Source organism: Breoghania corrubedonensis (assembly GCF_003053845.1).
GTDB classification, from domain to species: Bacteria; Pseudomonadota; Alphaproteobacteria; order Rhizobiales; family Stappiaceae; genus Breoghania; species Breoghania corrubedonensis.
The window spans coordinates 773,918-800,862 of sequence record NZ_QAYG01000001.1 but is presented as its reverse complement, the minus strand read 5'-3'; the positions used below and the strand labels follow the sequence as shown (position 1 = coordinate 800,862).

Below are 26,945 nucleotides of genomic sequence, written 5' to 3'. Positions count from 1 at the left end.
CCGAGCCGCCGCGCGGAGGCGACACTATGAGCGACAAACTCGGGCTGATGATCTGCGGCCATGGCAGCCGCGACGAGAACGCCGTTGCCGAATTCGCCGTGCTGGCCGAGCGCCTGCGCGCGCATTTCCCCGACTGGCCGGTCGATTACGGTTACCTGGAATTCGCGACCCCGATCATTCGCACCGGCCTCGACAATCTGCGCGCCGCCGGCTGCACGCGGGTTCTGGCCGTGCCGGGCATGCTGTTTGCCGCCGGTCATGCCAAGAACGACATCCCTTCCGTGCTCAACACCTATCAGGCGCAGCATCCCGAAATGCGCATAGACTACGGTCGCGAACTGGCCGTCGATACCCGCATGGTGCGCGCCGCCTCCGCCCGTATACGGGAGGCGATCGAGGTGGCGGGCGGCGATGTGCCGGCGCATGAGACGCTGCTGATGGTGGTGGGGCGCGGCGCGTCCGATCCCGACGCCAATTCCAACGTCGCCAAGGTCATGCGGCTCCTGTGGGAAGGCATGGGCTTCGGCTGGGGCGAGACATGCTATTCCGGCGTCACCTTTCCGCTGGTCGAGCCGGGGCTGGAACACGCGGCAAAGCTTGGCTACCGCCGTATCATCGTCTTCCCGTATTTCCTCTTCACCGGCATTCTGGTGAAGCGCATCTACGACTACACCGACAAGGTCGCGGCCCGTCATCCCGATATCGAGTTCATCAAGGCCCCCTATCTCAACGACCACCCGCTCGTCATCGACACGATGGCGGAGCGGGTCCGCGAGATTCTCGAAGGGGCCAATGTGATGAATTGTCAGCTTTGCAAGTACCGCGAACAGGTGCTCGGTTTCGAGGCGGAGATCGGCCTGCCACAGGAAAGTCACCACCATCACGTGGAAGGCATCGGCGGCGGTCACGATCACCATCATGACCATGGTGAAGATCATCACCATCATCATCACGGTCACGAACACGGCGATGGGCACGGCGATGGGCACGGCGATGGCCATGACCACCACCACCATCCATATCCTCATGCCGACCACCCGCTGGGGCCGCGCAGCATGAAACAGGGAGAGGGAGCGTGACGCTCCACTACGAACGCGATCCGGGGGCGATCTACGCCGCCTCCTTCGCGACCATTCGCGCCGAGGCGCCGATCGACAGGCTGGCTCCCGACCTCCAGCCGCTCGCTATCCGCCTGATCCACGCATGCGGCATGGTCGATCTGATCGAGGATTTCGAGGCGTCCGGGGACGTTGTCGCCTGCGCCCATTCCGCGATCGAAGCGGGCAAGCCGATCCTGTGCGACACGAAAATGGTCGCCTCCGGCATCATCGCCAGTCGCCTTTGCGGAAACGAAATCGTCTGCACGCTGGATGACGAACGGGTGCCCGGCCTCGCCATTCGCGAGGGCACGACGCGCACCGCCGCCGCCGTGGAGCTGTGGCGGCATCGTGTGGAAGGGGCTGTTGTCGTCATCGGCAACGCGCCCACCGCACTCTTTCACCTGCTGGCCTGTCTTGATGACGGCTGGCCGAAGCCTGCGGCGATCCTCGCGTTTCCGGTCGGCTTTGTCGGCGCCGCGGAATCGAAGGCGGAGCTTGCCGCAAATCCGCGCGGCGTTCCCTTCGCGACCGTTCACGGCAGGCGCGGAGGCTCGGCCATGGCTGCCGCCGCCGTCAATGCGGTCTCGGCCGGCCTGGTCGAGGAAACCGCGCGATGAAGGGTAAGGACAACGCACCGGTGCCACGCGGGAACGTCGCGAAACAGGCACCCGCGAAGCCGGGCTTGCGTTCGCGCGGGTTTCTGTCGCATGGCGGCGCGCCGGCCGACGATGCGGCTGATACGCAGTCGCGGGCGCGCGCAACGCGCTCCCACGACGCTGTGGGCGATGCGGTGCCGCGTGCGCTCGACGAGGAAAAGCCGCGCAAGCCCTTCCGGATGGGGGGTAAATGACGGCGCCCTGGCTCACCGTGATCGGCCTCGGTGAGGATGGTGTCGACGGGGTATCCGCTGTCGCGCGTCGTCTTCTCGCGGACGCCGAAATCGTCTATGGCGGCCGGCGCCACCTGGACCTGGCCGGATCCGTGAGCGCGGAAAAACGCCCGTGGCCGTCGCCGCTTGCCGCCGGGCTCGACGAGATCGAGGCATCGCGCGGCCGGCGCGTCGTCGTGCTCGCGACCGGCGATCCTATGTGGTTCGGCATCGGCGCGACGCTTGCCCGCCGTATCCCGGCCGATCAAATGCGCGTGTTGCCCGCGCCGTCCGCCTTCCAGCTTGCCGCCGCCCGCATGGGCTGGCCGCTGGCCGAGGTGGAGACGGTCACCCTCCATGGCCGCCCGGCGGAACGTCTCAAGCTGGCGCTCGTACCCGGCGCCCGCATTCTGGCGCTGACCGTCGCCGATAGCCCGCGCACCGTCGCCGCGATGCTGACAGACGCCGGCTATGGCGACAGTCCGCTGGTCGCGCTCGAACATCTGGGCGGCCCGAGCGAGCGACGCGTTGAGGGTCTCGCGCGCGACTGGGATTTCGACGTCGCGCCGCTGCACACGCTGGCCATCGAATGCGTCGCGGGGTCCGATGCGCTGCTTCTGCCGCGCGTGCCGGGTCTGCCCGACGAGGCCTTCCGGCACGATGGCAAGATGACCAAGCGCGAGGTCCGCGCGCTGACGCTCGCGAGGCTCATGCCTTTGCCCGATGCTCTCCTGTGGGATATCGGCGCGGGCTGCGGTTCCGTCGCCATCGAATGGATGCGCGCCGCACCCCGGGCGCACGCCATCGCCATCGAGCCGCGCGCGGATCGCCGTGCCATCATGGCGGAAAACGCGCTCGCCCTCGGCGTTCCCGATCTCGATATCCGGGACGGCACGGCGCCCGATGCCCTTGAAGACCTTCGCGCACCTGATGCGATCTTCATCGGCGGCGGACTTTCTAAGGCTGTTTTCGAAGCGTCTTTCGCGGCGCTGAAGCCGGGCGGCAGGCTTGTCGCCAATGCGGTGACACTCGAAAGCGAGGCGATCCTGCTGGCGCTTCACGCAAGCCACGGCGGCGATCTCGTGCGCCTCGCCGTTTCCCGCGCCTCGGCCGTGGGCAGCCTGACCGGTTGGCGACCGGCCATGCCGGTCACCCAATGGTCGCTTGTCAAATCTCGGGGATATGATTCATGAGCGGAACGCTCTACGGCGTCGGCGTCGGTCCCGGCGATCCCGACCTCATCACCTTGAAGGCGCACCGGCTGATATCGGGAGCGGCCGTCATCGCCTATCCCGCACCCGATACAGGCGAGAGCTTCGCCCGTTCGATCGCCGCCGGCTTCATTCCCGCCGGAGCGATCGAAATCCCCATCGTCGTGCCCATGCGCTCGGAGCGGTTTCCAGCCCGCGAGGTCTATGACGGTGCGGCCGCCGAGATCGGCGGGCATCTCGATTCCGGGCGCGACGTGGTGGTCCTGTGCGAGGGCGACCCGTTCTTCTACGGCTCGTTCATGTATCTCTTCGAGCGGCTCGCCCCGCTCCACGCTTGCGAAATCGTGCCGGGCGTCACCTCGCTGACCGCCTGCGCGTCGGCGCTTGGCCGCCCGCTGGCGGCGCGCAACGACCATTTCGCGGTCATCCCCGCCCCGCTTGACGAGGCGGCCCTGCGTGCGAGACTTGTCGAATGTGACGCTGCCGCAATCATCAAGGTCGGGCGCCATTTCGCGAAGGTGCGCCGGCTTGTGGAGGAACTGGGACTGACGGAAAAGGCCGGCTACGTCGCCCGCGCTACGCTCGCCAACCAGCAGGTCATGCCTCTGGTTGACGTTGCGGGCGATGAGGCGCCCTATTTCTCGATGATCCTCATCTACAAGGGAGACGAGCCGTGGAGTCTCGCGCCGCAATCATCGTCCTGAGCCCGTCGGGCATGAACGCCGCGCGCCGTATCGCGGGCGCCATTGGCGGGCGTGTGCACGGTCTTTCCGGTCGCATCATGGCCGCCGATCTCACCTTCGAGGATACGAGCGAGCACATCCGCACGCTGTTCGCCGCGCGCACGCCGATCATCGGTGTGTGTGCTGCGGGTATTCTCATCCGCGCGCTGGGCCACATGCTGGAGGACAAGCGCGAGGAATCGCCCGTTCTTGCCGTCTCCGCCGACGGCGCCCATGTGGTGCCGCTGCTGGGCGGCCATCGCGGCGCCAACGATCTCGCCCGCGAGATTGCGACACGCATCGGCTCCACCGCGGCGGTCACCACGGCCGGCGACCGCGTGCTGGGCGTTGCCCTCGACGAACCGCCCAAGGGCTGGCGGCTTGCGAACCCGGATGATGCCAAGTCCGTCATGGCGGCGCTTCTGGCCGGCGCGACGCCGCTCATCGAGGGCGAGCCGCACTGGCTCGACCAGCGCGACCTGTGGCGCCGCGAATCCGTCACCCCGCCCAAGGGCATGAAGGAAGTCCGCCTCATCGCCACGGAGAAGCCGGTCGCCGGCGACTCCGAGACGCTGGTCTATCACCCCAAGACGCTCGTCGTCGGCATCGGCTCGGCGCGTGATTGCGGGTATGAGGAAATGCGCGCTCTCGTTCTCGGCGCCCTTGTCGAGGCTGACCTCGCGCTCGGTTCCATCGCGGCGCTGGCAACCCTCGATCTCAAGGCGGACGAGGCGGCGATGATCCTCTTGGCGGAAGAACTCGGCGTTCCGCTCCGTCTCTTTGACGCCGCCACGCTGGAGGCGGAGACGCCGCGTCTGGCCAACCCGTCCGATGTCGTCTTCGCCGAGGTCGGCTGCCACGGGGTGGCCGAGGCAGCGGCGCTCGCAGGTGTCGGCGCGGCCGGGCGGCTGGTGATCGAAAAGCGCAAGAGCGCCAACGCGACCGTGGCGATCGCGCGGGCCGAAGGCTTCGTCGACTGGCGCCGGATCGGCCGTCCGCGCGGGCGGCTCTCCATTGTCGGCATCGGTCCCGGCGCGCCCGCCTGGCGCACGCCGGAGGCCGGCCGGTTCCTTGCCGAGGCAGACGCGGTCGTGGGCTATTCGCTCTATCTCGATATCGTCGCCTCGACCATCGCCGGCAAGGAGCGCCACGACTATCCGCTGGGCGCGGAGGAGGACCGGGTGCGCGCCGCGCTAGAACTCGCCGGCACCGGGCGTAACGTCGCGCTGGTGTCCTCTGGCGATGCCGGCATCTATGCCATGGGTGCGCTTGTCTATGAACTTGTCGACCGGCCGGGCGATGATGGCGGGGTGAGCGATGCCGCGCGCCGGGTGGAGATCGTCATGACCCCGGGCATCTCCGCTCTTCAGGCGGCCGCCGCGCGCGTCGGTGCGCCGCTCGGCCACGACTTCTGCACCATCTCGCTCTCCGACCTGCTCACCCCGTGGGAGACCATCGAGGCGCGTATCGCGGCGGCCGCCGCCGGCGATTTCGTCGTCGCCTTCTACAATCCCGTCTCCAAGCGCCGCCGCACGCAGCTGGAGCGCGCCCGCGAGATCCTCCTGCGCCGCCGCCCCGCGGAAACGCCCGTGGTGCTCGCGAGCAATCTCGGCCGGCCGGGCGAGGAGGTGCGGGTGACGACGCTGGGCGGCCTCGCGATCGACGAGGTCGACATGCTGACCATCGTCCTCGTCGGCTCCACGGCGACGCGCGCCGTAACGCGTGGCGCGCTCACACCCTACGTCTACACGCCGCGCGGCTATGCGGCCAAGCACGCTGCCCCGGCAGAGGAAGCCTGACCATCATGACCGTCCATTTCATAGGCGCCGGGCCCGGCGATCCCGATCTCATAACCGTGCGCGGCCTGAAGCTGATCCGGGCCTGCCCGGTCTGCCTCTATGCCGGCTCGCTGGTGCCGGAGGCCATCGTCGCGGAAGCCCCTGAAGGCGCCCGTGTGCTCGACACCGCCCCCCTGACGCTCGACGAGATCATCGCGGAAATCGAGATGGCGCATGCGGCTGGCCACGATGTCGCCCGCGTCCATTCCGGCGATCCCTCGATCTACGGTGCCATCGCCGAACAGATGCGCCGGCTCGATGCGGCCGGCATCCCCTACGAGGTGACGCCCGGCGTGCCGGCCTTCGCGGCGGCTGCCGCGGCCTTGAAGATGGAACTCACTATTCCCGAAGTGGCGCAGACCATCATCCTCACCCGCACGGCGATGAAGTCCTCCTCCATGCCCGACGGCGAGGATCTGGCGACGCTGGGCAAGTCCGGGGCGACGCTGGCGATCCATCTTTCGGTTCGAAACCTGCGCGAGGTGGAACGCCAGCTTGTTCCCCTTTACGGCGCCGATTGCCCGGTGGTCGTCGCCTATCGCGTCGGCTGGCCGGATCAGGCCTTCCTGCATGGCACGCTCGGCGATATCCGCGAGAAGGTGCGCGCCTCCAAGATCACCCGCACCGCGCTTGTCTTCGTGGGTCCGGCGCTCGCCGCGCGCGACGCGGATTTCCGCGACAGCGCGCTTTACGATGCCGATCACGTCCACGTATTGCGGCCCAAGCGCAAGAAGACCGCCTGAAAAGCAGAAGCGTATTCTTGTCGATCAAACGGGTCGGTTGTTTGATCGGAAAGCGCGCTAGATCAGCACCGCGAAGGCCAGGGACGCCAGCAGCAGCACGGCGAAGCCGATATTGATCGCGCGGCTGGCCGTGGGGTCCCGGAAAAGCGCGGTCAGCGCGGAGCCTGCGGAAAGCCACAGGGCGTTGACCAGGGCGATGATCGCGCCAAGGGCGATGATCTTGGCCGTGAGGTCGAGTTCCGTACTGGCGGAAAAGAGCTGGAAGCCCGAGAAAAGCGCGGCCATCGCCGCATAGGCCTTCGGATTGACCAGCGAGAGGAACACCCCGCCCTGGAACGACGGCGCGCGGCGCTCCCGGTCCGGTGCGTCGATCGGCGGCGCGGTGGCGATCTTGAAGGCCAGATAAAGGAAATAGACCGCCGCCAGAGCGGTCACCAGCGGCGCCACGCCCGGAACGGTCAGCATCAGCCCGCCAACGCCGGTGGCGATCACCGCCATGACGATCAGCATGCCGACGAACAATCCGGCCATGTAGAGAATGCCGCGCCTGAACCCGTAGGCCGCACCCACGGCGGCCAGGCTCAGCGTATTCGGCCCCGGGCTTCCGGTAAGTGCGAGGCCGGCGAAAACGAAACCCAACAAATCCTGCATGGCGCGCCAACCTCCCCCAAGGCTGCCTGTGCAAACAAATGCGAATTGTAGCAGGTTTCGTGGCCGCCGGACATTGTCCGGATCCCGGCCTATATCGCGATCACGCGGCGTTGGAGGCGCTCGACTGGGTCAGCAGGGCAAAGATCGCCGAGGCATCGGTGCTGGCGCGCAGCTTCGCCGCGATGCCCGGGTCACGCAACTGACGGGCAATACGCGCGAGCGCCTTCAGGTGATCGGCACCGGCACCTTCAGGGGCCAGCAGCAGGAACACCAGATCGACCGGCTGGTCGTCCAGCGCGTCGAAGTCGATCGGTCGCTCCAGGCGTGCGAACACGCCGATGAGCCGGTTGAGCGATACCGGTTTGCCGTGCGGAATGGCGATGCCGTGGCCGACGCCTGTCGAGCCCAGCCGTTCGCGCTGCAGCAGCGTGTCGAAAATATCACGTTCGGGCAGGCCGGTGATGCTGGCCGCCTTGGCCGCCAGCTCTTGAATGACCTGCTTCTTGCTATTCACCTTGAGCGCCGGAATGATGGCGTCTGCCGTGATGAGGTCGCTCAAATCCATTGTATTAGCCCATATGGCTTCGCCGCGCGTACCGGGGCACGCGCGGGTGCTTCAAATGACTGCCGTCCGCTCAGGACTCTTTCGTCTCGGACAGGGAGGGATCGATCCAGCCGATGTTGCCGTCCTTGCGGCGATAGACGACGTTGAGGCCGCCATTGCCCGCATTGCGGAACATTACCACCGGAGCTTCGCTGAGGTCGAGTTCCATCACCGCCATGCCGACTGTCAGCGTACGCACGCGCGAAGGCGTCTCGGCGATGATGACGGGGTTGTAGTTCGCCTCGATCTCTTCTTCTTCTTCAGTCGATGCCAGGACGTAGGACGTGGCTTCCATCACCTCGCGCACCGCGCCATCGGACGAATGGTCCTTCAGCTTGCGCTTGTAGCGCCGCAGCCGCTTCGCGATGCGTTCGGCTGCCTGGTCGAAGCTGGCCCGCGGGTCCTGAGATTCCCCCGAAGCCTGAAGGACGATGCCGGTGTCGAGCCGGATCTTGCATTCCGAACGGTAACCGGAGCCTTCGCGTCCGACCGTGACCGTGGCGTCGTAGCCGCCATCGAAATATTTGGAAAGTGCGTCGTCGATACGCTCCTCGGCATGCGTGCGCATGGAATCGCCGACGTCGACGTTCTTTCCCGAAATCCGCAAGGTCATGGAGTTCCTCTGACGTTGTTCTGGTCGACCTGGGCGGCAAGCGAACCTTCGTTGCCGCTTTGCCCGGACCGCTTCCCGCGGCGAGGGTACGATATCACGACCGCCCCTCAGTTGCCGCAACTTCTGTCGCGTGGGGTTGTCTCGAGTGAACGAGCCCGGACTTCTAAGTCGGCGGCACCTGTAAGTCAATTGGGGCTTCCCACGGTCCTTGCAAAGGCCGTCCCGTCTGCGGCGAGGCGTCATCCCCGCTTTTCGCGCCGGCGTTGTACGGAGGAAGGAATGCGTAGCGATTCCCTGTACTTCGCCACAGTGCGCCGAGCGATGTCGATGCCCGCCTGCCGGAGCATGGTGACGAGGGTGTCGTCGGAAAGGATCGCGTCGGGGCTCTCCTGATCGATCATCTGGCGGATGCGATGGCGCACGGATTCCGCCGAATGCGCGTCGCCGCCTTGCGACGAGGCGATGGCGGATGTGAAGAAATACTTCAGTTCGAAGATCCCGCGCGTCGTCGCCATGTACTTGTTCGAGGTCACGCGGGAGACGGTCGACTCGTGCATGCCGATCGCGTCCGCGACCGTGCGCAGGTTCAGCGGACGCAGATGCTGCACGCCGTAGGTGAGGAACGCGTCCTGCTGGCGCACGATCTCGGTGGCGACCTTGAGAATGGTCCTGGCGCGCTGGTCGAGGCTTTTCACCAGCCAGTTCGCCGTCTGCAGGCAGTCGGTCAGATAGGCCTTCTCGGTTTCGTTGCGCGCCGTCTTCTGAACGGTCGCGTAATAGGTCTGGTTGACCAGCACCTTCGGCAGGTTGTCGCTGTTGAGTTCGATCGACCATCCGCCGTCGGAGGCCGGGCGGACGATCACATCGGGCACCATCGGCTGCACCACGACGGCGCCGAAGGTGCTGCCGGGCCTCGGGTTGAGCGCCTTGATCTCGCAGATCATCTCCGCGAGATCCTCGTCATCGACGTGGCACAGCCGTTTCAGCGCGGCCGCATCGCGCTTGGCCAGCAGTTCGATATTGTCGAGAAGCGCGGCCATCGCCGGATCGTAGCGATCCTTTTCCTGCAGTTGCAGCCGCAGGCACTCCGCCAGATTGCGGGCGAAGACGCCTGTCGGCTCCAGCGTCTGCAGGCGCTGAAGAACGCTTTCCACCTGAGCGGGCCCGGCGCCGAGCCGCTCCGCGACCTCATCGACGTCGGTGCGCAGGTATCCCGCGTCATCCAGGTTGTCGATGAGATTGCCGGCGATGATCCGTTCCGCCGGATCGGTGATGAGGAGCGCCATCTGTTCGCCCAGATATCCGCTCAGCGACACATCCTCGGCGATGAAGCTTTCCAGGTTGTAGCCTTCGGACGAAGCCGCGCCGCGCCCTGCACCCTGCTGCTGCCAGGGATCGCCGGCCAGCGCGCCCGGGTCGGTCGTCCCCGATGGCGTGTCGTCCTGATAGACATTACCGAAATCGGCATCTAGCTTTTCCGCGATCGTGCCGGGCTCGCGCTCGATCTGCGCGTCCACCCAATCGCTGCCCTCGCCGGCGCTACCCTCGCCGCCGCCGCTCTCGCTGTTACCGCTCTCGGCAGCCTCCGACGCGCCGCCTTCGCCGGCGTCGGATTCCGAACTGGTCTGCGGGCTCGTCTCGGGACTGGACCCATCCTCGCTGTCGCTGCGCTCCAGCAGCGGATTGCGTTCGAGCTCGGCGTCGACATAGGCGACCAGATCGAGGTTGGACAGCTGCAGGAGCTTGATCGCCTGCATCAGCTGCGGCGTCATCACCAGCGACTGGCTTTGGCGTACCTCTAGTCTCGGTGCGATGGCCATCGGCGTTTGTCGACCCTGCTGCGAAAAACTGGTCCAATTCTTGCTTTTGGACTTGCATCTGGAGTCTTACACTACGTCGCGGTTGCGTTCAAAGCGTAAACGGGCGCGTGGGGGCGGAAGGGAGAGCGGGGCCACCGTTGCCGGCAAACGCGGGGCTGGCCCGCATGGCCGCCATCGCGCGCGGTCGAACGGGGCAAAGCCGAATTCAGAAGGTGAACTGTTCGCCGAGATAGAGCCGGCGCACATCGGGATTGTCGACGATGTCGCGGGGCAGACCTTCCGTCAGCACCTCGCCCGACGCGATGATATAGGCGCGATCGATCAGGCCCAGCGTCTCGCGCACATTGTGATCGGTGATCAGAACGCCGATGCCGCGTTGGGTGAGGTGGCGCACCAGCTGCTGGATGTCGCCGACCGCGATCGGGTCGATGCCTGCGAAGGGCTCGTCGAGAAGCATGAAGGCGGGGCGGCTGGCCAGCGCGCGGGCGATCTCGACGCGCCGCCGCTCGCCGCCCGACAGGGCGATGGCGGGCGACTTGCGAAGATGCGTGACGCCGAATTCGTTGAGCAGCGCGTCGAGTTCTTCCGCGCGCCGCTTGCGGTTCGGCTCCACCACTTCCAGCACGGCGCGAATGTTGTCCTCGACCGACAGCCCGCGGAAGATGGAGGCTTCCTGCGGCAGGTATCCGATGCCGAGCCGGGCGCGCCGGTACATGGGCAGGCGCGTGATGTCGAAACCGTCGAGATGGATCGAGCCGTGGTCCGGCTGGATCAGGCCCGTGATCATGTAGAACACGGTGGTCTTGCCGGCGCCGTTGGGGCCCAGGAGGCCAACCGCTTCGCCGCGATGCACCGACAGGCTGACATCCTTGACGACGCGGCGCCGACGGTAGCTCTTGCCGATGCCGGTGATGACGAGCGCCTCGCCATTCCCCTCGAGCGGGGCCGCGCCGCCCGTCGCCCCTGCACTCATGTTTCGGGTTTTCGGTCCTGCGCGACCCTTGAGCGAGAACGGCACGGGGAAGGGGAATAGTCTCAAGGGGTCAAGTCTCGATAAGGGATAGGACGAACCACAAACCGGTCAGCCGGCATTTTCGTATAGCCTTTGTCCGGACGTGTCGAGACGCGGGGAACACGCAGGCCCCGCCCGGCGTCGCCCGGCGTTGTCGGCGATGCCTTGCATCCGGCACGAAAAGCCGGCGCGTTCAGTTGGTTCCGCCGGTATTGCCGTTCAGGCTGTTGGGCGTGATCAGCACCTTCACGCGGCCCTTGCCCGGTGCTTCCAGATCCACCTTGCCGGTCTTGAGGTTGACGGTCAGCCGGCTGCCGACCACCACGTTGGGGCCTTGCGAGAGAACCACTTCCTTGCCCGAAAGCACCAGCCGCTCGCGGTCCATGTCGAAGGAGGCGCGGTCGCCGGTGGCCGTCTGGTCCTTTGAGGAAATCAGCACCGTGCCGCTGGCTTCCATGCGGGAAATGCGGCTCTGCACCGGGCCGCCGGCGGCCGAGCCGGCATAGAAGATCTTCAGCCGCTGCGTCTTGAGCGTGGCGTCGCCCTGGCGCACCACGACATCTCCGACGAAGACGGCCGTGTGGTCCTTGTCCTGGACGTTGAGTTCCTTTGCCTCGATCTGGATCGGCTCCTTCTCGTTGGAGCCGAAGCCGGCGAAGCTGTCGGAAAAGGTCTGGGCGCTCGCCTGCGGCGCGACCGCGATCTGCGCGACGGCGACAATGACGGCGATAAGCAGGACTGCGACCGGCAGCGTGCGGATCATTGAGCTTGTTCCCGTTGTTTCTTGTCGCCCGCCTGGGCGGGATGAAGTGTCATCTTTATTCCATCGGTGAAATGGACGCTTGCGCCGTTGTCCGCAACCGAAATCCTGCCGGCCTGGAACGTGCCCTGATCGGAGCTGACGTGGATCGCGTCGTCCGACAGGATGGACCCGTCCTTCAGGCCGATCTCAGCGCCGCTCAGCGTCACGTGGTAACCGCGGCTCCATTCCAGCTTGATCCCGTCCGACAGCTTCAGCCGTTCGTTCCCACTGTCATAAATACCGTGCGGAGCGGTAAAGGCCACCCATTCTTCGGGACTGAGCTTCACCCGGGCGTCGATTTCCTCGAGCGTGATGAGCTTCGGGTTCATCAGGCTCTGGATCGCCCGTTTGGCGGTAACCCTGTAGGACCGCTCGCCATCGTGGCCGGAAAGTTCGGGGTTGCTCATCACGATGCCGTCGGTGGTGATGTTGATGGCGCCGAGATCGAAGCCGGGCAGCAGGTTGCGCAACGCCATCGCGCCCAGGACGCCCGCCACGATCAGCACGCTCATCGCCGGCAAAAGCCGCTTCAGCCAGCGCACGCGGGTCGAGTGCCGTCGGGCCGCCCTCCGCTCGTGCTGAAGCCGCTCCGGGGTTTGCACGCCCCAAAGCGCAGAAGAAGAGCCGTCTGCAACTCCGGCGGAGGAGTGCGGGCCGATCTGGTCCGTTCGCTGATCCATCTCGCTTCCGGCCGGGGCGGTGAAGGGTTTGTCGAGGGAACCGTTATACGCGCTATTGTGGCGGATGTGGATCATGGCGGGCCGCAATCATCACGAAAGCGTCATGAGCGGCAAGGCGTCGGGGGCGTTTCCCCGCGCCCGCCGGCTCGCGCCTGTCCCTACGAATGGGCGAAAATGTCCGCTTCCGGCCAGCCGTCAAGGTCGAGGCGGGCGCGGGTGGGCAGGAAGTCGTAGCAGGCTTGCGCGATGTCGGTGCGTCCCTCGCGTGCGAGCCGCACGATCAGTTCGTCGCGCAGCGCGTGCAGATAGAGCACATCGGAGGCGGCATAGGTGAGCTGCGCCTCGCTCAGCGTGTCCGCCCCCCAGTCGGAACTCTGCTGCTGCTTGGAAAGCTCAACGCCGATGAGTTCGCGCGTCAGGTCCTTCAGCCCGTGCCGGTCGGTATAGGTGCGCACCAGCCGCGAGGCGATCTTGGTGCAGAAGACCGGGCTCGTCGCAATGCCCAGGCCATGCTGCAACGCCGCGATATCGAAACGCGCGAAATGGAAGATCTTCACCCGGGCCGCATCGCTCATCAGCGCGGCAAGGTTTGGCGCCGCGCGCTGTCCCTTGGCGATCTGCACCACATCGACCGTGCCGTCGCCGGGGGAAAGCTGGACCACGCACAGCCGGTCGCGGTGCGGATTGAGGCCCATCGTCTCGGTGTCGACCGCGACGGCGCCGCCGGCTGGATAAGACTCGAGAGAGGGCAGGTCGCCCTTGTGCAGGCGGATGGTCATGCAAGTGTCCCGATGGAATTCGAAGGAAAGGCGGCGCACGCGGCGCTTCGCGACCGTGTATGCCAGAACCCTCTCTTCCTGCCAACCGGCGAGGGCGCCGCATCGCGCGTTGCGCCGCCCCTTTCATTGTTGCGTGGGCCTTTCCCCGGTTGCCCGGCGAGCAAACCGTCGTCACCAGATAAAATATGAAGATAAAATGCAAGATTTAAGAATGGTTTGTCCGTCACTCTGGAAACACTATAAATCATTGGTGTTGATGATGAATTTCCGATGTGGCTAATGGGTTCAAGACACATCTGACGGAACTTGCAGACGCGGTTTTGGCGGGAGAAAGGCTGTGACCTTGATCGCAAATTGGCACTGATTATCAGCGCTATGTGGCGCCGATCACGAGGACGGATCGTGCCGCCTCGACGACATCATCAGTGATTGTCTTGAGCCCGTTAATGCGCAAGATGCGCTCGATCTGGACAAACAGCCGGTGAACGAGGCGGAAATTGCCGCCCGTGATCCGGACAATCGTGGCAACGGCCTGGGTGTCTGTGAAGTCGGCGTCATCAAGATTGAGCCCGAGCTGTCGCCAGCGCCGGGTTAGGACGAATGTCAGTTCCTTATCCTGCAAAGGCCGATAAGCATGGGCGAAACCAACGCGGCTGTAGAGTTGAGGGTAGCGGGCAAGCTTCATTTGAATGCCGGGCATGCCGATCAGGATCAGGCCGATGCCTTCACGATCGAACACATCCCGGAGGTATTCGAGGGCTGACGTCGAAAGGCGTTCGGCCTCGTCGACGATGATCAACTCGACATAACGGGAACGGCCGCACGAAATGAGGCTGCCCGGCGGCCTTACATGCTGGTCCACGCAGATATCGACGCGGCTAAGCAGACGTGGCAAATCCTTGCGCAACTCGTTCAAGGTGGCTCCCACCGTCGGCGTGTAGAAGACTGCGCGTGAGCGGGCGAGCGCCGCGTGGACCTTTGCATCCGACTCTTTCCGCGGGCCCCATTCATCCAGCAGGGCTTGTGCGATATCCCATCGGGCGTAGCGGCGGGCGGAAAGCGTTTTGCCCACACCGGCGGGACCATGACAAACACCGATATATCGATGCTTGCGAACAGCATCGGCGAACTCGGAGAAGCGACGGTGCTCGCCGGTGACGATGAATGTGCCCGTTCGCTCGCCTCCCCTCTGCGTCATCAGCCTCCCCTCTGCGCCATCATTTGTCTTCGGCATAGATGCGCAGACGCCGCCGAGCGGGCAGCTGTGCTTCCGGTTTTGGCGTTGGCGGGGCGAATATCGGGGCAGGCGGGGCTGGCAGCAGATCGGTCACACGACCTCGCTTCTGTTTGATTTCCTGACGTACCTTGCGGCGATAGGCGGCACGGGCAGTCTGCACATCCTTGAGGGTGACGCTCCGGTCGGCATGCTCGGCGTTGACTGCGCGGCAGAGGAACGCATTGCGATAGAAGACCCGGATTTCTCCCATATCGCGGGGGTCGTAGCGGATGGTCACGGCTTCGCCGACATAGGCCGCGAATGTCGGGTTGAGGAAGCGCAGCCCCTCGAAATGAATGCCGTCGCGACGGATCACGCGGGGCCTGGCAACCATGACCAGCAATGTGTCGAGCACTTCCAGATCGTCCGGCAGCCGGGGCAGCCAGCCCTGGCCGCGCCACGCTTCGATCGGAGCCGCGCCGATCGCGCTGTGCTTTCTTGTGTTGTAGTTGCCGACAATGAAGGCTCCGACAGCAGCATCCAGTTCCGGCAGCGACAACCGAGGGGCAGTCGCGGGCTTTCCCCTGCAAAGATGCCCCGGCAGCTCTGGCAGCAACTCCATGTTGATCGTTCCAAACAGCCGCTCGACCTTGCCTCGCCCCTGGGGGCGGGCAACGGCGGAATAGATGATCTGAAAGCGAAGATCCGCGGCCGCCTGATCGAGATGGATGCTGGTGAAATCCGCCCCATGATCGACATGCAGCAGGTCGGGTATCCCACAGACCGGCCAGTCGGTTTGCGGCTTGCGCCAGATCGCCTGGCGCAACGCCAACGACGTGTTCAGGGCCGATGGAGATCCGAGGAACACCATGTATCCAGCGACGGCGCGAGAATAGTCGTCGATCACGGTCGTCAGCCACGGGCGGACTTCCGTCCCATTGGCGTCTAGGATCAAAATATCGAGCTGGGTGTGATCGGCCTGCCATATCGCGTTCGGCCGCTCGGCGCGATGCCGATGGATCAGTTCATATCGGTCACGGAAAGAGGCTTCGCCTTCATGGGCAAGCGTCAGAGTGGCCGGGTCGATCTCTCCCACGATTGAGTGAACACTCGCATAGGAAGGCGGCCGCAATCCCCGATCCGCCGCAAACTTGCAGACGCGGCGATGAATGGTTGCGATCGACAGCCGCGGGCTGGTGAGAGCCAACCCTTCGATCAGCTCCACAAGATCGGCATCGAGCCGTCGGTCTCCGGCATCGGCGCGTTGTTTGCGTTCAAGTGCGGCGGGGCCACCCTTTCGTATTCGCGCAATCCAGCGGCGAGCGGTGCGAAGCGGGACACCGGCAGCAGCGGCCACCTTCGTTAGTGGGGCCTCGCCATCAATATAGGGGCGTAACATGGCAAGGCGCTTTGCGACCGTTCCGTCATCCTCTGCCTTGTTCATGAAATCCCCCTGTCCGAAAGAGGTTCGTTCAACGGACGGCGTGCCCACGACAATTCGACAGGGCTAAAAGCCTGGCCTTTCCAAGGAGGCGTCCGTCTCATATGGATGGTACTATATTTCTTGCAGTGAAGGAGCCCCTTACGTTACAGATTCGAACATGACGAACACACTCATTGGCTATGCCCGCTGCTCGACCGACAAACAGGATCTCGCCGCCCAGAAGGACAGCTTGCAAAAACTCGGCGTTGCGGCGGATCGCATCTATACCGATCATGGTTTCACAGGCGCGAACCGAGCGAGACCCGGTCTCGATCAGGCGCTTGCGGCCGTGCGCAACGGCGATACGCTCGTGGTTCCCAAGCTCGATCGTCTCGCGCGCTCCGTCCCTGACGCTCGCGCGATCGGGGATGATCTTGCCGCGCGGGGCGTGAGGTTGCAGATCGGGACCAGCGTTCATGATCCGTCCGACCCGATGGGCAAGCTGTTCTTCAACATCCTCGCCACCTTCGCCGAGTTCGAGGCCGATCTGATCCGGATGAGGACGCGCGAGGGCATGGCGCTTGCCCGTTCGAGGGGCAAGTTGCGCGGTAAGAAGCCGAAGCTCTCCGAGCGCCAGCAAAAGGAACTGCGCCGGATGTATGACACTGGCGACTATTCGATCAGCGATCTTGCCGAGGTGTTTTCGATCTCGCGGCCGACCGTCTATCGAACGATTGCTCGGCAATCATCCGCAGCGGTGTCATAAAATGGTGAGAACGCGGCCTTGCCGTCGTTCCAAAGGAGTTCACGTCTCCCTGAACACCTTCGCGAACTGGTCGGTGAGCGGCTTGAGGAAATACGACATCACCGTTCGCATGCCTGTTTCGATAAAGGCCTCCACGGGCATGCCGGGCACGAGCACTTTTCCATCGAGCTTGGCGCGCTCCTCCTCGGGAATGGTAAGCCGCACGGTGTAGTAGGCCATCCCCGTGGTCGGATCCTGCGTCAGGTCGGCCGAGCGCGTCAGCACCTTGGCCTGAAGCTCAGGCGTCGTGCGCATGTCGAAGCTCGACAGTCTCAACGTCGCTGTCTGCCCCGGATGAACATCATCGACATCGGTGGGCTGTACGTGCGCCTCCACCAGAAGCACGTCTTCCTGTGGCACGATCAGCATCGCCACCTCGCCGGGGCCCAGCACGCCGCCCACCGTGTGCACCGCCGACTGATGCACGAAGCCCGCGCGCGGCGCGCGGATCTCCACCCGGCGCAACTTGTCCTCGGCCGCTACTTTTTGTTCTTCCAGCTGCGCGATCTTGGCACGGACCTCCTGCAACTCCGTCAGCACCTTTTCGCGGAATTCCTCATCCAATTGCAGGATCTGGATGCGGCGCTCGCTGATAGCCTGTCCGACCTGCGCGATCTCGGCGATGAAGCCGCCATGGGAACCGGATAGTTCGGCGCGGTCCCGCTTCAAGGCGGTCAGTTGCGATTCCGGCACCAGCCCCTTGTCGAACAGGCTCTGATAATCCTCGATCTGCGCGCCGATAAGGCCGATGCCCTCCGCCTTGGCATCGCGCTGGACGGCGAGCCCGTGGATCTGCTCCTTGTACTGGCCGATCTGCTCGTTCAGCTGCGCACGCCGCCCGGCCAGGCTCGTACGGCGCGCCACGAGAAGATCCTCCTGCCCCTTGAGACCGATCGCAACAGCAACGTCTCCCCGCCGCGCCTCCAATGCGGCCGGAAACGTGATGCTCTCGTCGCCTTCGATTTCCGCCAGCAGGCGAGCTTCCTGGGCGGTGAGATCGTCAAGCTGGCGGGAGACGATGGCGAGATTGGCCCTGACCACCGTATCATCCAGCCTCAGCAGCAGATCGCCCGCATCGACCCGGTCGCCGTCGCGCACGAGGATCTCGCCGACGATGCCGCCTTCCTGATGCTGCACCTTCTTGGCGCTCGTTTCCACGACGACAGTGCCCGGCGCGATCACCGCCCCCGATATCTCGAAGATCGCCGCCCAGCCGCCAAAGCCCGCCACCAGCAGCACCGCGAGCGCCAGCGCCAGCCACAGGTTGCGCCTCAGCGAATGCGAGATCGCCGCTTCGTCGTAGGTGTCGCCGGTGTCATGCATGCTGCGGCACCACCTTCAACGAACCGGCCGGCGCCTGAGGTTGCGGCTGTGTCTGGGCCTTCTGCAATTGATCCAGAACCTCCTGCTTCGGCCCGAAGGCCGCCTGGCGGCCGTCCTTCATCAACAGCACCGTATCCACCGCAGCCAGCGCACTTGGTCGGTGCGCCACCACGATGACGATCGAGCCCTTCTCGCGCATTGCCTTGATTGCCTGAGTGAGGGCCGCGTCGCCCTCCGCATCGAGATTGGAGTTGGGTTCGTCGAGCGCGATCAGGAAAGGAGAGCGATAGAGTGCGCGCGCCAGACCGATGCGCTGGCGCTGGCCGGCGGAGAGCCGGGCGCCTGCCTCGCCGATCTGCGTGTCATAGCCCTTGTCCATACCGGCGACGAGATCGTGCACCCCGGCAAGTCGGGCGGCTTCCAGCACGGCCTCCGAAGCGGGCTCCGGCTCGAACCGGGCGATGTTCTCCGCTATCGTTCCCTCAAACAGCTCCACGTCCTGCGGCAGGTAGCCGATCGAGGCGCCGAGCGCCGTGCGCGTCCACTGGTTGAGTTCCGATCCATCGAGACGCACCGCACCACGGCTCGTCGGCCAGACCCCGACCAGTGCGCGCAGAAGGCTCGTCTTGCCCGAGCCGGACGGGCCGATAACGCCGAGCCCGTCGCCGGCGGCAAGCCGGAAGCTCGCGCCCTGGATAAGCGCCGTTGTCTCGCCGGGGGCGGCGACCATCAAGGCCTCGACCTTGAGATCGCGATGGGGCGCGGGCAGTTCGGTCTCAGGCGTGTGGGTCTCGGCGCGCGGAACCTCATCGAGCCGTCGGCGTGCCTGGCGCGCGCCGACAAAGCCGCGCCAGTGCGCCACCGCCTGCTCGACGGGGGCCAGTGCGCGCGAGGTGATGATCGAGGCCGCGATCATGCCACCCGACGACATCTCCTGACGGATGACCAACCAGGCGCCAAGCCCAAGTACCGCCGATTGCAGCAGGAACCGGAACGCCTTGGTGATGGAGGCGAACATCAGGGCGCGGTCGCTGGCACGCTGCTGGCGGGAGAGAAAGCGCTGATTACCCGCGTTCCAGCGGTTGGTCAGGGTCTCCAGCATGCCCATGGCGGAGACGACCTCGCCATTACGCCGGACCGAGGTAAGCGTCGTGACTTTCTGTCCGTTCAGACCCGCGAGTTCCTGCGTCGGCTTGCGTGAGGTCGCCTCGTTGAGGACAAGCAGCGCGATAATGAACGTGGCACCGCCCAGCGCCAGAAAACCAAGATAGGGATGGAGCAGGAAGACGATCGCCAGATAGAGCGGCATCCAGGGCAAATCGAACAGTGCTGCCGGCCCGGCCCCGGTGAGGAACTGGCGCACCAGCTCCAGATCGCGCACGGGATCGAGCCGCGCCCCGCGTCGTCCGAGCGCCACGGGCAGGTTGACGGCGGCTGCGAAGCTCGCGCCCGAAAGCTGGGTGTCGAGCCTCTGGCCAATCCGCAACAGGCTGCGACCACGCAAGTCCTCCAGCAGACCGAAGAACACGTAGAGTGCGCCGGCAAGACCCGCGAGCACAATCAGCGTCGGCACGCTGCGGCTGGCCAGCACCCGGTCATAGACCTGCAGCATGAACATCGGGCCCGTCAGCATCAACAGGTTGATGACGAGACTGACGGCGCCTACGCCGAAAAACGCGCCGCGGCAGGCGGATAGCGCCCCGGACAAAGTCGAGGCCCGGGGCGCATTTTGAGCGTTTGACACCACCATCGATCAGGCGAACTGGAAGTCGGATTCCGTGAGCGAACTCATACTGACGCCCTCAAGCGTCACATAGTTCTGGCATCGATTTCGATGTAGGTCGTTCCGTCCCACTCGCTCATATAGTCTTGGAGATCCTGATAGGAGGCTATACTGGCGACGTTTTGGAACTCGATGATATCGCCGGAAGAAAAATCCGCGATTATGTTTCCGCCGAGATCCGAGCCGAAGACGAAAGTGTCGTTGCCGGCACCGCCTTGTGCGTAATCATCGCCGGCTCCCATTACCAGCCGGTCGTTACCGCCATCGCCAAACAGAATATCGTCACCGGCACCGCCTTCGATAGTGTCAGCACCTTCATGACCATAAATCTCGTCGCCGCCGTCGCCGCCATAAATCGTATCGTCGCCCGAGCCGCCGATTGCGTAGTCATCGCCGGCTCCGCAGTCGATGGTATCGTTGCCTTCGTAACCGAAGAGGATATCGTTGCCTGCGCCCCCGTCTAGAGCATCGGTGCCCGATGAACCGTAAAGCGTGTCGTTGCCGTTCTCGCCGTAGGCTTCACCCGTTTGGCCTACAAGAGTTATGGTGTCATCGCCATCTCCGCCATACACGATCGGGTTGTCGGAGACGAATATGATCTCGTCATTGTAGCCGGACCCGAGTATGCCTTCGATCGAAATATACTGGTCACCGGCCGCATCTCCGGTGTTCTGGCTCGTATCTCCCGTATGAACAGTGACGCCGCCGGCTGCCGAGGCATAGGACGCCGCATCCATACCGTCGCCACCATTCAGGACGTCGGCCCCGGCCCCTCCATCCAGAACATCGGAGCCGCCCTCTCCGTTGAGGGTATCGTCTCCGTCGTGCCCGCGTAGTTCTTCATCCGCGTCCGTTCCGTCGAGAACATCGGCATTGTCTGTGCCGTCTATGACCGGATTGTCCGATCCTCCATCACCATCACCATCACCATCACCATCGTCGTCGCCGTCATCATCCGTATTCCCCTGCCCCTCAAGCGTTATGCCGAAATCGCCCCACTCGAAGTCTTTGATAATGCACACGCCATTCATGTTGTCGGCGCCATCCCATGCGTCTTCTATAGAACGCCAGATGTACAAATCGGATTCTTTTATGGTGCAGTAAAGGCTTACGTAGTAATTATCACCTCCTATCACCACACGCGGACCATAGAGTCCAGCAATTGAATATACATCAGTTGTAATTTGATTGAAGAATTTTGTTCCGCCGTCGTATCCTCCACCCAGCATAAAATCGGCACCATCAAGATGGATCGTTCCGTCGTAAATATCTCCGTTCGTTTCGATATAATCGTCAAATACTAACGTATCATTTTTATCGGAATCGAGGATGACATCAGCATCATCCATCATTGATAGTTCAAAATTACTATAATACGACCAATCTACTGTATATTCATCGCCCTCTACTTGAATACTGAAGAAATCATTTCCGCCGCCACCTTGCATTTGATCGGTGCCAGCCCCACCGAAAAGGTAATCATCTCCATTACCCGCAAATAGATAGTCGTTTTTGGCTCCGCCGTATAGTTCATCGGCGCCATCACCGCTGACAAAGACAAAACCGTTGCCGGTCTTTTCGTGCTGCGGGAGATCGAAGGTGAAACTGTAGACGCCGTAAATCCCGACCGTACTCGTTTCATCACTAACATCATGACCTTTAGATGTCGTGTAGCTATTCATGACGTCATTTTCATTTGTGCCATATACGATGATTTTATCGTCAAAGAGAGTTGCACTAATTCCACTATCGAAAAGATTATCAAATATATCTTGGGTGCCATCAGCTAGCTGCTGGTGCTTGCTGAAATCGGTTTCAAAAGAACTATAATATTGACTATCCTTCTGCTCATCAGCGAGATAATCATCAACCGTGTAGGTCTTTGGTGTCAAAGCGGATGAATCAAATGTCAAGGAAACGGTCCTGCCAATCCCTGACGGATCAATAGCCCGTTCAGAGGTTTCCGCAGTTTGCTGGGTTACCCAATCATCATTGCTTGTTTTGAAATCGAAATTTTCCGGCTGATAAGCGCCTGAACCATTTTCTAGACGCAGCGGTTCGATATAATAATTCTCGAGTCGAGGAGTGTATATGGCAATACCATTAGCATTATAACTTTTTTCGATAATAAAATCGGCATCGTTATTAATTTGAAATGCGGTATTCCCCCATACATAAACGCGATCCACGTAGTCACCGGATCCATCGTCCCAGTCTTTTTGATCGACTACTAATCCATAAAAATCTAAATTAATAAGATCCTTCATTTGTTCTTTTGAAATATGAACGATTGAATCACCTTCATTTGATAGAAATTCATTGAAGTACCCTTCTAAAACAACTAGTGGTGCATCAAAAAATTGCCGAACTAACACAAAATTAGAGGTCAGCGCAAATCGACCCGCCCCGTCTTCCATATATTCTTTGACATTTATTATTATCTCGCTATTGGAATCTGAATTTCAGATCAGTCCTCCATCAGTATAAGCCGTCGGAATAGCACCGGTGCCATATAGGTAATTCGTTACAACGTCACTAGTTGTAGGAAGAGACATTTTTATCTCCGTTTCGGGTGTTCAATTATGTTGTATTTATAGTCGACAGCCCATATAAGCCCGTATGGGAGTGCATCTTCGATCGTTCCACTAGCGCCCACATAGCGCCGATGAACAGTAAACTCGACGAATCCACAAAATCCGGATATGTATTTATCACTGAATGATGTTTTATAACCGCTTGTTTGCGTCGGGTAATAACTGCAACAATCCGGATATATATCCATATACATATCCGCCTCTGGAAAAGGCAATTTTTTGTAGGTTATATAATTTCCCCCATCTTCTTTACTAATAGTTCCTTCACCACCATAATTCAATTTAAAATGACCAAGAGCGGAGATATATACTTGATTTTCACTTAAATTATTGCAGCTTCTATTAATAGAAGTAATACGATAGGCAAGCAATGACAATGCCACTAAAGTAAATATTGTGATATATTTCTTCTTAAATCTTCTATTCATTGTCGATCAACTATTGTTCCGGCGGAATATCGTTCATCGGCCTCACGCATAGGACGCTCAGGTTCACCTTTAAAACAAACATTGGTTTGTTTGTATACCCCTGCCATCGTCTTGGCTGCCTTTGCGCGGTAGTGTGCCACGCCTACTCTGCATCGCTTGAAGAGCCCGTTGGCGGTCTTGATGTCGCGGCAATGCGTGCCCCAATCGAGCGCGCACCGTGTTTTTTGGGCTGGGCCTAAGATGTGCTCAACATCACTCTATTGGGCAGTATCGTCTCCCGGAAATGAAGACAGCATGCGCCCCTCCTATTTCTACGAAGGAGGTTAGCGCCAGAGTTAGTCGATAACTGCCGGAGCAAATCGACCGAGAGTATCCTCGCAGCATATAGTATCTACGAGGTCGATTAGGTTCTCACGCGCTCTTTCGGATTTCTTAGGATCGCAGGCTCGGTGACAATTGCGAGACAAGAACGACCGCTTCATCATCGTCGCTGGCACTGTGCAATGCCAATTAGTGCCGATATTCAGCGCCAAATAGCGATCAAAGTCACACCGATGCCGTCAACGAGGCGGTCGTGACCGCTCTCGGCGATCCCCGGTTCAAGCAAATCGCCGAGTGGTTTGTCGGCGGGCGGGACAACCTGGACGAATGGGGCGCCGACGTGAACGAGTGGGACGACGCTGACGATGACGACGATGAGGACGCCCCGTTCTAGCCCGTACGGGTGCAATTAGTAGCCGGGTGCAATTGCACCCTCTGCCGGGCGTTTGTTCGCTCAGGGCCTCGCCGGGAAACCGGCGGGGTTCCCTGTCCTCACCCATTCGGTCCGTGTGAGAGTTGGGGCGGATACGATTTCATCGGCATATAGGCATCGGGCGACCTCCCGAACCGGGCTATCGCCCCGCCCGATCCGCCAGCGCTGCCCTGAGCGCCCGCTCGGCGACCTCAAGCCGCGCATCCGGTCCGCCATAGCGCTCGCTCATGCCGCCGCGCGCGTGACCGAGGACGAGATTGCGGTCGAACTCGCTCACCCCGGCTCGCGTCAGCCGGTCTTCCATGTTGTGGCGCAGCGAATGGACCACGATCTTCGGATCGTCGGTGATGGCGCGCACATGCCGCATGATCGCTGCCGAGGCTCCATCCGCACCGCGCACACGGCCATATCGGGAGAACAGGGTGTCCCCCCCTCGGCCGCGTCTACGGCCTCTTGTGCGGCCTCCAGCGCCTCGCCGATCAACGGCACCCGGCGCACCGATCCAGCCGTCTTGAGCCGCCTGTGCGGGTGGTGGACGAGGTTCAGATAGGGAATGGCGCCATCGAGCACGACATCGGCGACCAGAAGCCCGGACACCTCGCCGAGACGGCAGCCGGTCCCCTCCAGCATCCGCCAAATCCGCAACAGCGTGGGACCTGCATGGTTGGCAAGCTGTGAGCGAATCGCTCTGAGTGTTGCCTCCGGGATGGGGGAGCGTTCCTCCTGGACCGAAATCTCGGTCTTGACCGGAAGTCGGATGAACGGGTTCGACGCGTCCCGCAGTCCGTATTCCGTGATGCCGAAGCTGACGAGCGCGCGGATGTCGTTCATGTAGCGCTTGACGGTGGCGGGCCGCATGTCGAGATCGCGCAGCATGTGGTCGCGAACGTCCCGTGCGTCTTCGCGCGTCAGGCTGGAAAGCGGGCGTGTCGCGTCGATGGCATGGGACAGATAGTCCATGACCCGCTCGATCCGGTTGAGCTTGGCGGTTTCGTTGATGTCGCCGGTGATGCGCTCGCGAACATAGAGCCGCTTCGCGTCGGCAAGCGTGGGCTCGGGCCGTGCAAGCCGCCCGCCATTGGCCAGAATGCTCACCGCGCGGCCGTTGATATCGGGTTCGCCGACAGGCTCGCCGGTCTCATTGTCTTGCGGGAGCTGGGAGAAATAGCTGTCGCGAAGGATGTCGGCCGCGTCCGGGTCGCTGGCGGGCAGCGTTCGGCCGCCGATTGTGACCGTGCCTTGCGCCAGTTCACGTGCAAGACGCTCCGCTTCGCGGTGCACGTCGAGCGGTGACAGGCTCGTATCGGAAAGCCGGGAAGCCCTGCGATGCGCGGCGGCGACAAGCCGCTCGAATTCGGCATCGACCTTCGGGAAATTCTTCAGCGCCTCGCGCTCGGTCGAGCCGAGATAGCGCTTGAATTCACCTTGTGTGAGGAAGTCGCGGAGCTTGGTAGGGATCCGCCGTCGGTATTGCCAAGTCCCCGCCTTGGTCAGTCTGGCATATTTCAAAACAAGCCCCATGTGGACCTCCGGTGGACCGGAACGTGTACCAGAGGGAGCCGCTACGTCTTGAAATCGTTGAGAAATATAGCTTCTCAACGGGGAAATGGTGCCCAGGAGAGGACTCGAACCTCCACGCCCTTTCGAGCACTAGCACCTGAAGCTAGCGCGTCTACCAATTCCGCCACCTGGGCCGATGGCGGCGATACATACGGACCCCGCCGCGCCTTGTCAATCACATAACAAGCGGTTCCTGTGGGCTTTTCAACACCCATCTGTTTTCGCTTCATGACGCGTCAAAACGGTGTTGGAGATGCTGCGCACTTCACACGCAGCGTCCAAGGCGGTATGAGGCAAGGACGCGACGATGCTGCGCTGCCCACGCCTTCAATGACGGCGTGCCGGGAGGACGGTCCGTTGAGAGCCGCAAAAGGGTGCGGACCACCGGAGGGAGCCTGGCGCAGAGCCTGCGCGCAAGACGAATCGGACCGCTGGCGAATCAGCCGGTTCGGCGCGTCGCGCGCGCATGGGTTCGCAAGGCGTGACATGCGGTGGGCTGAGAAGAAGGAGCGATCATGACCACTCCGCTCAATGGAAAACTTGTGACGGTGTTCGGCGGCTCCGGCTTTGTCGGCCGCTATGTTGTGCGCGTTCTGGCCAAACGGGGCTGGCGGGTGCGCGTGGCCGTGCGCCGTCCCGATCTCGCCTTTCACCTGCAGCCGCTGGGCACCGTGGGCCAGATCCACGCCGTGCAGGCGAACCTGCGCTATCCCGATTCGGTCGCGCATGCGATCGCCGGTGCCGATGCCGTGGTCAATCTCGTGGGGATACTGTCCCAGAGCGGCCGTCAGACATTTGACGCCGTCCAGGCCTTCGGCGCGCGGGCCGTGGCTGAAGCCTGCCGCGAGGCCGGCATCACCGATCTCGTTCACGTCTCGGCCATCGGCGCGGATGCGAATTCGCCCGCCGGCTATGCCCGCTCCAAGGCGGCAGGCGAAGCCGCGGTGCGCGAGGCCGTACCGCAGGCGGTGATCATGCGGCCCTCCGTCCTGTTCGGTCCCGAGGACGATTTCTTCAACCGTTTCGCCTCCATGGCGCGGATGTCGCCGTTTTTGCCGCTGATCGGCGGCGGGCACACCAAGTTCCAGCCGGTCTTCGTCGCGGATGTGGCGGAGGCCGTGGGCCGCGCGGTCGACGGCGAGGCGGAAGCCGGCGCCACCTACGAGCTGGGCGGCCCGCAGGTGAAGTCCTTCAAGGAATGCATGCGGCTGATGCTGGAGATAACGGCACGCAAGCGCCTGCTCGTCTCGCTGCCGTTCGGTATCGCGCGCGTCCTCGCGCGGATCGTGCAGTCGCTGCCCATGGCACCGCTTACCGTCGATCAGGTGCGCATGCTCGAGGTCGACAACGTGGTGTCGCAGGAGGCGATCGACGCGGGCCATACGCTGGAAGGCCTGGGCATCTCCCCGGTAACGCTGGCGGCGATCCTTCCGACCTACCTGTGGCGCTACCGCGTCCACGGTCAGTTCGATTCGGCCTATCACGCCAAGTAGGCGGGGCCCCGCCGTGGCGTTGTGCGGCGGGGGCGGTCTTTTTTGCGACAATTTTGTGCGGCAAGGCCGGTTCGGCCCTGCCGCATTTTTGTTGGTGGTACCGGTGGTGCGGGCTTGCCGGTG

General features: G+C 62.8%; 26 protein-coding genes and 1 tRNA gene. 10 read left to right on the top strand and 17 right to left on the bottom strand.

Annotated elements, in window-relative coordinates:
* Positions 1-26 precede the first annotated feature (26 nt).
* The 7 genes from C8N35_RS03515 to cobM are packed head-to-tail and all read left to right on the top strand — an operon-like array spanning position 27 to position 6,482.
* Positions 27-1,079 carry a sirohydrochlorin chelatase gene (locus tag C8N35_RS03515; RefSeq protein WP_107988205.1) on the top strand — a complete coding sequence of 351 codons (1,053 nt, stop codon included), beginning with the start codon at positions 27-29 and terminating at the stop codon, positions 1,077-1,079.
* Complete coding sequence (locus C8N35_RS03510) at positions 1,076-1,717, top strand: precorrin-8X methylmutase (RefSeq protein ID WP_107988204.1); 642 nt, start codon at positions 1,076-1,078, stop codon at positions 1,715-1,717. The genes C8N35_RS03515 and C8N35_RS03510 overlap by 4 nt, the downstream gene beginning before the upstream one ends.
* On the top strand, positions 1,714-1,950 hold the full coding sequence (locus C8N35_RS03505; protein ID WP_107988203.1) for a hypothetical protein: 237 nt from the start codon (positions 1,714-1,716) through the stop codon (positions 1,948-1,950). The genes C8N35_RS03510 and C8N35_RS03505 overlap by 4 nt, the downstream gene beginning before the upstream one ends.
* On the top strand, positions 1,947-3,161 hold the full coding sequence (cbiE, locus tag C8N35_RS03500) for a precorrin-6y C5,15-methyltransferase (decarboxylating) subunit CbiE (protein WP_107988202.1): 1,215 nt from the start codon (positions 1,947-1,949) through the stop codon (positions 3,159-3,161). The genes C8N35_RS03505 and cbiE overlap by 4 nt, the downstream gene beginning before the upstream one ends.
* Positions 3,158-3,883 carry a precorrin-2 C(20)-methyltransferase gene (cobI, locus tag C8N35_RS03495; protein WP_107988201.1) on the top strand — a complete coding sequence of 242 codons (726 nt, stop codon included), beginning with the start codon at positions 3,158-3,160 and terminating at the stop codon, positions 3,881-3,883. The genes cbiE and cobI overlap by 4 nt, the downstream gene beginning before the upstream one ends.
* Entirely contained in the window at positions 3,853-5,700 is a 1,848-nt protein-coding gene (gene cobJ / locus C8N35_RS03490) for a precorrin-3B C(17)-methyltransferase (RefSeq protein WP_107988200.1), read from the top strand. The genes cobI and cobJ overlap by 31 nt, the downstream gene beginning before the upstream one ends.
* A 5-nt stretch (positions 5,701-5,705) precedes the next feature.
* Positions 5,706-6,482: a precorrin-4 C(11)-methyltransferase gene (gene cobM, locus C8N35_RS03485; RefSeq protein WP_107988199.1), complete on the top strand. Its 777-nt coding sequence runs from the start codon at positions 5,706-5,708 to the stop codon at positions 6,480-6,482.
* A gap of 57 nt (positions 6,483-6,539) precedes the next feature.
* On the opposite strand, the gene C8N35_RS03480 is transcribed toward cobM, so the two are convergent.
* The 10 genes from C8N35_RS03480 to C8N35_RS03435 form a co-directional block, all read right to left on the bottom strand.
* Positions 6,540-7,133, bottom strand: a complete 594-nt coding sequence (locus tag C8N35_RS03480; RefSeq protein WP_107988198.1) for a LysE family translocator — start codon at positions 7,131-7,133, stop codon at positions 6,540-6,542.
* A gap of 100 nt (positions 7,134-7,233) precedes the next feature.
* Positions 7,234-7,698 carry a PTS IIA-like nitrogen regulatory protein PtsN gene (gene ptsN, locus C8N35_RS03475; protein WP_107988197.1) on the bottom strand — a complete coding sequence of 155 codons (465 nt, stop codon included), beginning with the start codon at positions 7,696-7,698 and terminating at the stop codon, positions 7,234-7,236.
* A 70-nt stretch (positions 7,699-7,768) separates the two neighbouring features.
* Positions 7,769-8,350, bottom strand: a complete 582-nt coding sequence (hpf, locus tag C8N35_RS03470; protein WP_107988196.1) for a ribosome hibernation-promoting factor, HPF/YfiA family — start codon at positions 8,348-8,350, stop codon at positions 7,769-7,771.
* A 239-nt stretch (positions 8,351-8,589) separates the two neighbouring features.
* A complete protein-coding gene (rpoN, locus tag C8N35_RS03465) occupies positions 8,590-10,170 on the bottom strand; it encodes an RNA polymerase factor sigma-54 (protein WP_107988195.1) in 1,581 nt (526 codons plus the stop codon).
* Positions 10,171-10,375: 205 nt separating this feature from the next.
* Positions 10,376-11,143 (bottom strand): LPS export ABC transporter ATP-binding protein, encoded by a 768-nt coding sequence (gene lptB / locus C8N35_RS03460; RefSeq protein ID WP_107988194.1) that lies wholly within the window; start codon positions 11,141-11,143, stop codon positions 10,376-10,378.
* A 232-nt stretch (positions 11,144-11,375) separates the two neighbouring features.
* A complete protein-coding gene (locus C8N35_RS03455) occupies positions 11,376-11,945 on the bottom strand; it encodes an LptA/OstA family protein (RefSeq protein WP_107988193.1) in 570 nt (189 codons plus the stop codon).
* Positions 11,942-12,664, bottom strand: coding sequence for an LPS export ABC transporter periplasmic protein LptC (locus C8N35_RS03450; RefSeq protein WP_146177340.1), 723 nt, complete (start codon positions 12,662-12,664; stop codon positions 11,942-11,944). The genes C8N35_RS03455 and C8N35_RS03450 overlap by 4 nt, the downstream gene beginning before the upstream one ends.
* Before the next feature lie 158 nt (positions 12,665-12,822).
* Positions 12,823-13,443, bottom strand: coding sequence for a ribonuclease D (locus C8N35_RS03445; RefSeq protein WP_107989054.1), 621 nt, complete (start codon positions 13,441-13,443; stop codon positions 12,823-12,825).
* Between the two features lie 373 nt (positions 13,444-13,816).
* Positions 13,817-14,641 carry an AAA family ATPase gene (locus C8N35_RS03440; protein WP_107988191.1) on the bottom strand — a complete coding sequence of 275 codons (825 nt, stop codon included), beginning with the start codon at positions 14,639-14,641 and terminating at the stop codon, positions 13,817-13,819.
* A gap of 19 nt (positions 14,642-14,660) precedes the next feature.
* Positions 14,661-16,103: a Mu transposase C-terminal domain-containing protein gene (locus tag C8N35_RS03435; protein WP_107989053.1), complete on the bottom strand. Its 1,443-nt coding sequence runs from the start codon at positions 16,101-16,103 to the stop codon at positions 14,661-14,663.
* 157 nt (positions 16,104-16,260) lie between these two features.
* On the opposite strand from C8N35_RS03435, the gene C8N35_RS03430 reads away from it, so the two are divergent.
* On the top strand, positions 16,261-16,848 hold the full coding sequence (locus C8N35_RS03430) for a recombinase family protein (RefSeq protein ID WP_107988190.1): 588 nt from the start codon (positions 16,261-16,263) through the stop codon (positions 16,846-16,848).
* A 39-nt stretch (positions 16,849-16,887) separates the two neighbouring features.
* Here the strand turns inward: C8N35_RS03430 and C8N35_RS03425 are convergent, their stop codons facing one another.
* From C8N35_RS03425 to C8N35_RS23555, 4 genes are all read right to left on the bottom strand, one after another.
* Positions 16,888-18,210: an HlyD family type I secretion periplasmic adaptor subunit gene (locus tag C8N35_RS03425; RefSeq protein WP_107988189.1), complete on the bottom strand. Its 1,323-nt coding sequence runs from the start codon at positions 18,208-18,210 to the stop codon at positions 16,888-16,890.
* Positions 18,203-19,960: a type I secretion system permease/ATPase gene (locus C8N35_RS03420; protein ID WP_107988188.1), complete on the bottom strand. Its 1,758-nt coding sequence runs from the start codon at positions 19,958-19,960 to the stop codon at positions 18,203-18,205. The genes C8N35_RS03425 and C8N35_RS03420 overlap by 8 nt, the downstream gene beginning before the upstream one ends.
* 59 nt (positions 19,961-20,019) lie before the next feature.
* Entirely contained in the window at positions 20,020-22,410 is a 2,391-nt protein-coding gene (locus C8N35_RS03415; RefSeq protein ID WP_107988187.1) for a calcium-binding protein, read from the bottom strand.
* Between the two features lie 140 nt (positions 22,411-22,550).
* Complete coding sequence (locus C8N35_RS23555) at positions 22,551-23,015, bottom strand: hypothetical protein (RefSeq protein WP_146177339.1); 465 nt, start codon at positions 23,013-23,015, stop codon at positions 22,551-22,553.
* Positions 23,016-23,589: 574 nt separating this feature from the next.
* Between C8N35_RS23555 and C8N35_RS23820 the strand changes: the two genes are divergently transcribed.
* On the top strand, positions 23,590-23,730 hold the full coding sequence (locus C8N35_RS23820) for a hypothetical protein (protein ID WP_170122009.1): 141 nt from the start codon (positions 23,590-23,592) through the stop codon (positions 23,728-23,730).
* Positions 23,731-23,908: 178 nt separating this feature from the next.
* Here the strand turns inward: C8N35_RS23820 and C8N35_RS24475 are convergent, their stop codons facing one another.
* From C8N35_RS24475 to C8N35_RS03405, 3 genes are all read right to left on the bottom strand, one after another.
* The gene (locus C8N35_RS24475; RefSeq protein WP_146177338.1) at positions 23,909-24,097 is read right to left on the bottom strand and encodes a site-specific integrase; all 189 of its coding nucleotides are present in this window, start codon (positions 24,095-24,097) and stop codon (positions 23,909-23,911) included.
* A complete protein-coding gene (locus C8N35_RS24470; protein ID WP_107988186.1) occupies positions 24,058-25,290 on the bottom strand; it encodes a site-specific integrase in 1,233 nt (410 codons plus the stop codon). The genes C8N35_RS24475 and C8N35_RS24470 overlap by 40 nt, the downstream gene beginning before the upstream one ends.
* An 86-nt stretch (positions 25,291-25,376) precedes the next feature.
* Positions 25,377-25,463, bottom strand: a tRNA-Leu gene (locus C8N35_RS03405).
* Positions 25,464-25,844: 381 nt separating this feature from the next.
* Here C8N35_RS03405 and C8N35_RS03400 point away from each other — a divergent pair.
* A complete protein-coding gene (locus C8N35_RS03400) occupies positions 25,845-26,822 on the top strand; it encodes a complex I NDUFA9 subunit family protein (RefSeq protein WP_107988185.1) in 978 nt (325 codons plus the stop codon).
* Positions 26,823-26,945: the final 123 nt, after the last annotated feature.

Bases quoted from the DNA above. Each gene is read 5' to 3' on its own strand.
- C8N35_RS03515 (WP_107988205.1), top strand. From the start codon at position 27: ATGAGCGACAAACTCGGGCTGATGATCTGCGGCCATGGCAGCCGCGAC.
- C8N35_RS03505 (WP_107988203.1), top strand. From the start codon at position 1,714: ATGAAGGGTAAGGACAACGCACCGGTGCCACGCGGGAACGTCGCGAAA.
- cbiE (WP_107988202.1), top strand. From the start codon at position 1,947: ATGACGGCGCCCTGGCTCACCGTGATCGGCCTCGGTGAGGATGGTGTC.
- cobI (WP_107988201.1), top strand. From the start codon at position 3,158: ATGAGCGGAACGCTCTACGGCGTCGGCGTCGGTCCCGGCGATCCCGAC.
- cobM (WP_107988199.1), top strand. From the start codon at position 5,706: ATGACCGTCCATTTCATAGGCGCCGGGCCCGGCGATCCCGATCTCATA.
- C8N35_RS03480 (WP_107988198.1), bottom strand. From the start codon at position 7,133: ATGCAGGATTTGTTGGGTTTCGTTTTCGCCGGCCTCGCACTTACCGGA.
- ptsN (WP_107988197.1), bottom strand. From the start codon at position 7,698: ATGGATTTGAGCGACCTCATCACGGCAGACGCCATCATTCCGGCGCTC.
- hpf (WP_107988196.1), bottom strand. From the start codon at position 8,350: ATGACCTTGCGGATTTCGGGAAAGAACGTCGACGTCGGCGATTCCATG.
- rpoN (WP_107988195.1), bottom strand. From the start codon at position 10,170: ATGGCCATCGCACCGAGACTAGAGGTACGCCAAAGCCAGTCGCTGGTG.
- lptB (WP_107988194.1), bottom strand. From the start codon at position 11,143: ATGAGTGCAGGGGCGACGGGCGGCGCGGCCCCGCTCGAGGGGAATGGC.
- C8N35_RS03455 (WP_107988193.1), bottom strand. From the start codon at position 11,945: ATGATCCGCACGCTGCCGGTCGCAGTCCTGCTTATCGCCGTCATTGTC.
- C8N35_RS03450 (WP_146177340.1), bottom strand. From the start codon at position 12,664: ATGGATCAGCGAACGGACCAGATCGGCCCGCACTCCTCCGCCGGAGTT.
- C8N35_RS03445 (WP_107989054.1), bottom strand. From the start codon at position 13,443: ATGACCATCCGCCTGCACAAGGGCGACCTGCCCTCTCTCGAGTCTTAT.
- C8N35_RS03440 (WP_107988191.1), bottom strand. From the start codon at position 14,641: ATGACGCAGAGGGGAGGCGAGCGAACGGGCACATTCATCGTCACCGGC.
- C8N35_RS03435 (WP_107989053.1), bottom strand. From the start codon at position 16,103: ATGAACAAGGCAGAGGATGACGGAACGGTCGCAAAGCGCCTTGCCATG.
- C8N35_RS03430 (WP_107988190.1), top strand. From the start codon at position 16,261: ATGACGAACACACTCATTGGCTATGCCCGCTGCTCGACCGACAAACAG.
- C8N35_RS03425 (WP_107988189.1), bottom strand. From the start codon at position 18,210: ATGCATGACACCGGCGACACCTACGACGAAGCGGCGATCTCGCATTCG.
- C8N35_RS03420 (WP_107988188.1), bottom strand. From the start codon at position 19,960: ATGGTGGTGTCAAACGCTCAAAATGCGCCCCGGGCCTCGACTTTGTCC.
- C8N35_RS03415 (WP_107988187.1), bottom strand. From the start codon at position 22,410: ATGGAAGACGGGGCGGGTCGATTTGCGCTGACCTCTAATTTTGTGTTA.
- C8N35_RS23555 (WP_146177339.1), bottom strand. From the start codon at position 23,015: ATGAATAGAAGATTTAAGAAGAAATATATCACAATATTTACTTTAGTG.
- C8N35_RS24470 (WP_107988186.1), bottom strand. From the start codon at position 25,290: ATGGGGCTTGTTTTGAAATATGCCAGACTGACCAAGGCGGGGACTTGG.
- C8N35_RS03400 (WP_107988185.1), top strand. From the start codon at position 25,845: ATGACCACTCCGCTCAATGGAAAACTTGTGACGGTGTTCGGCGGCTCC.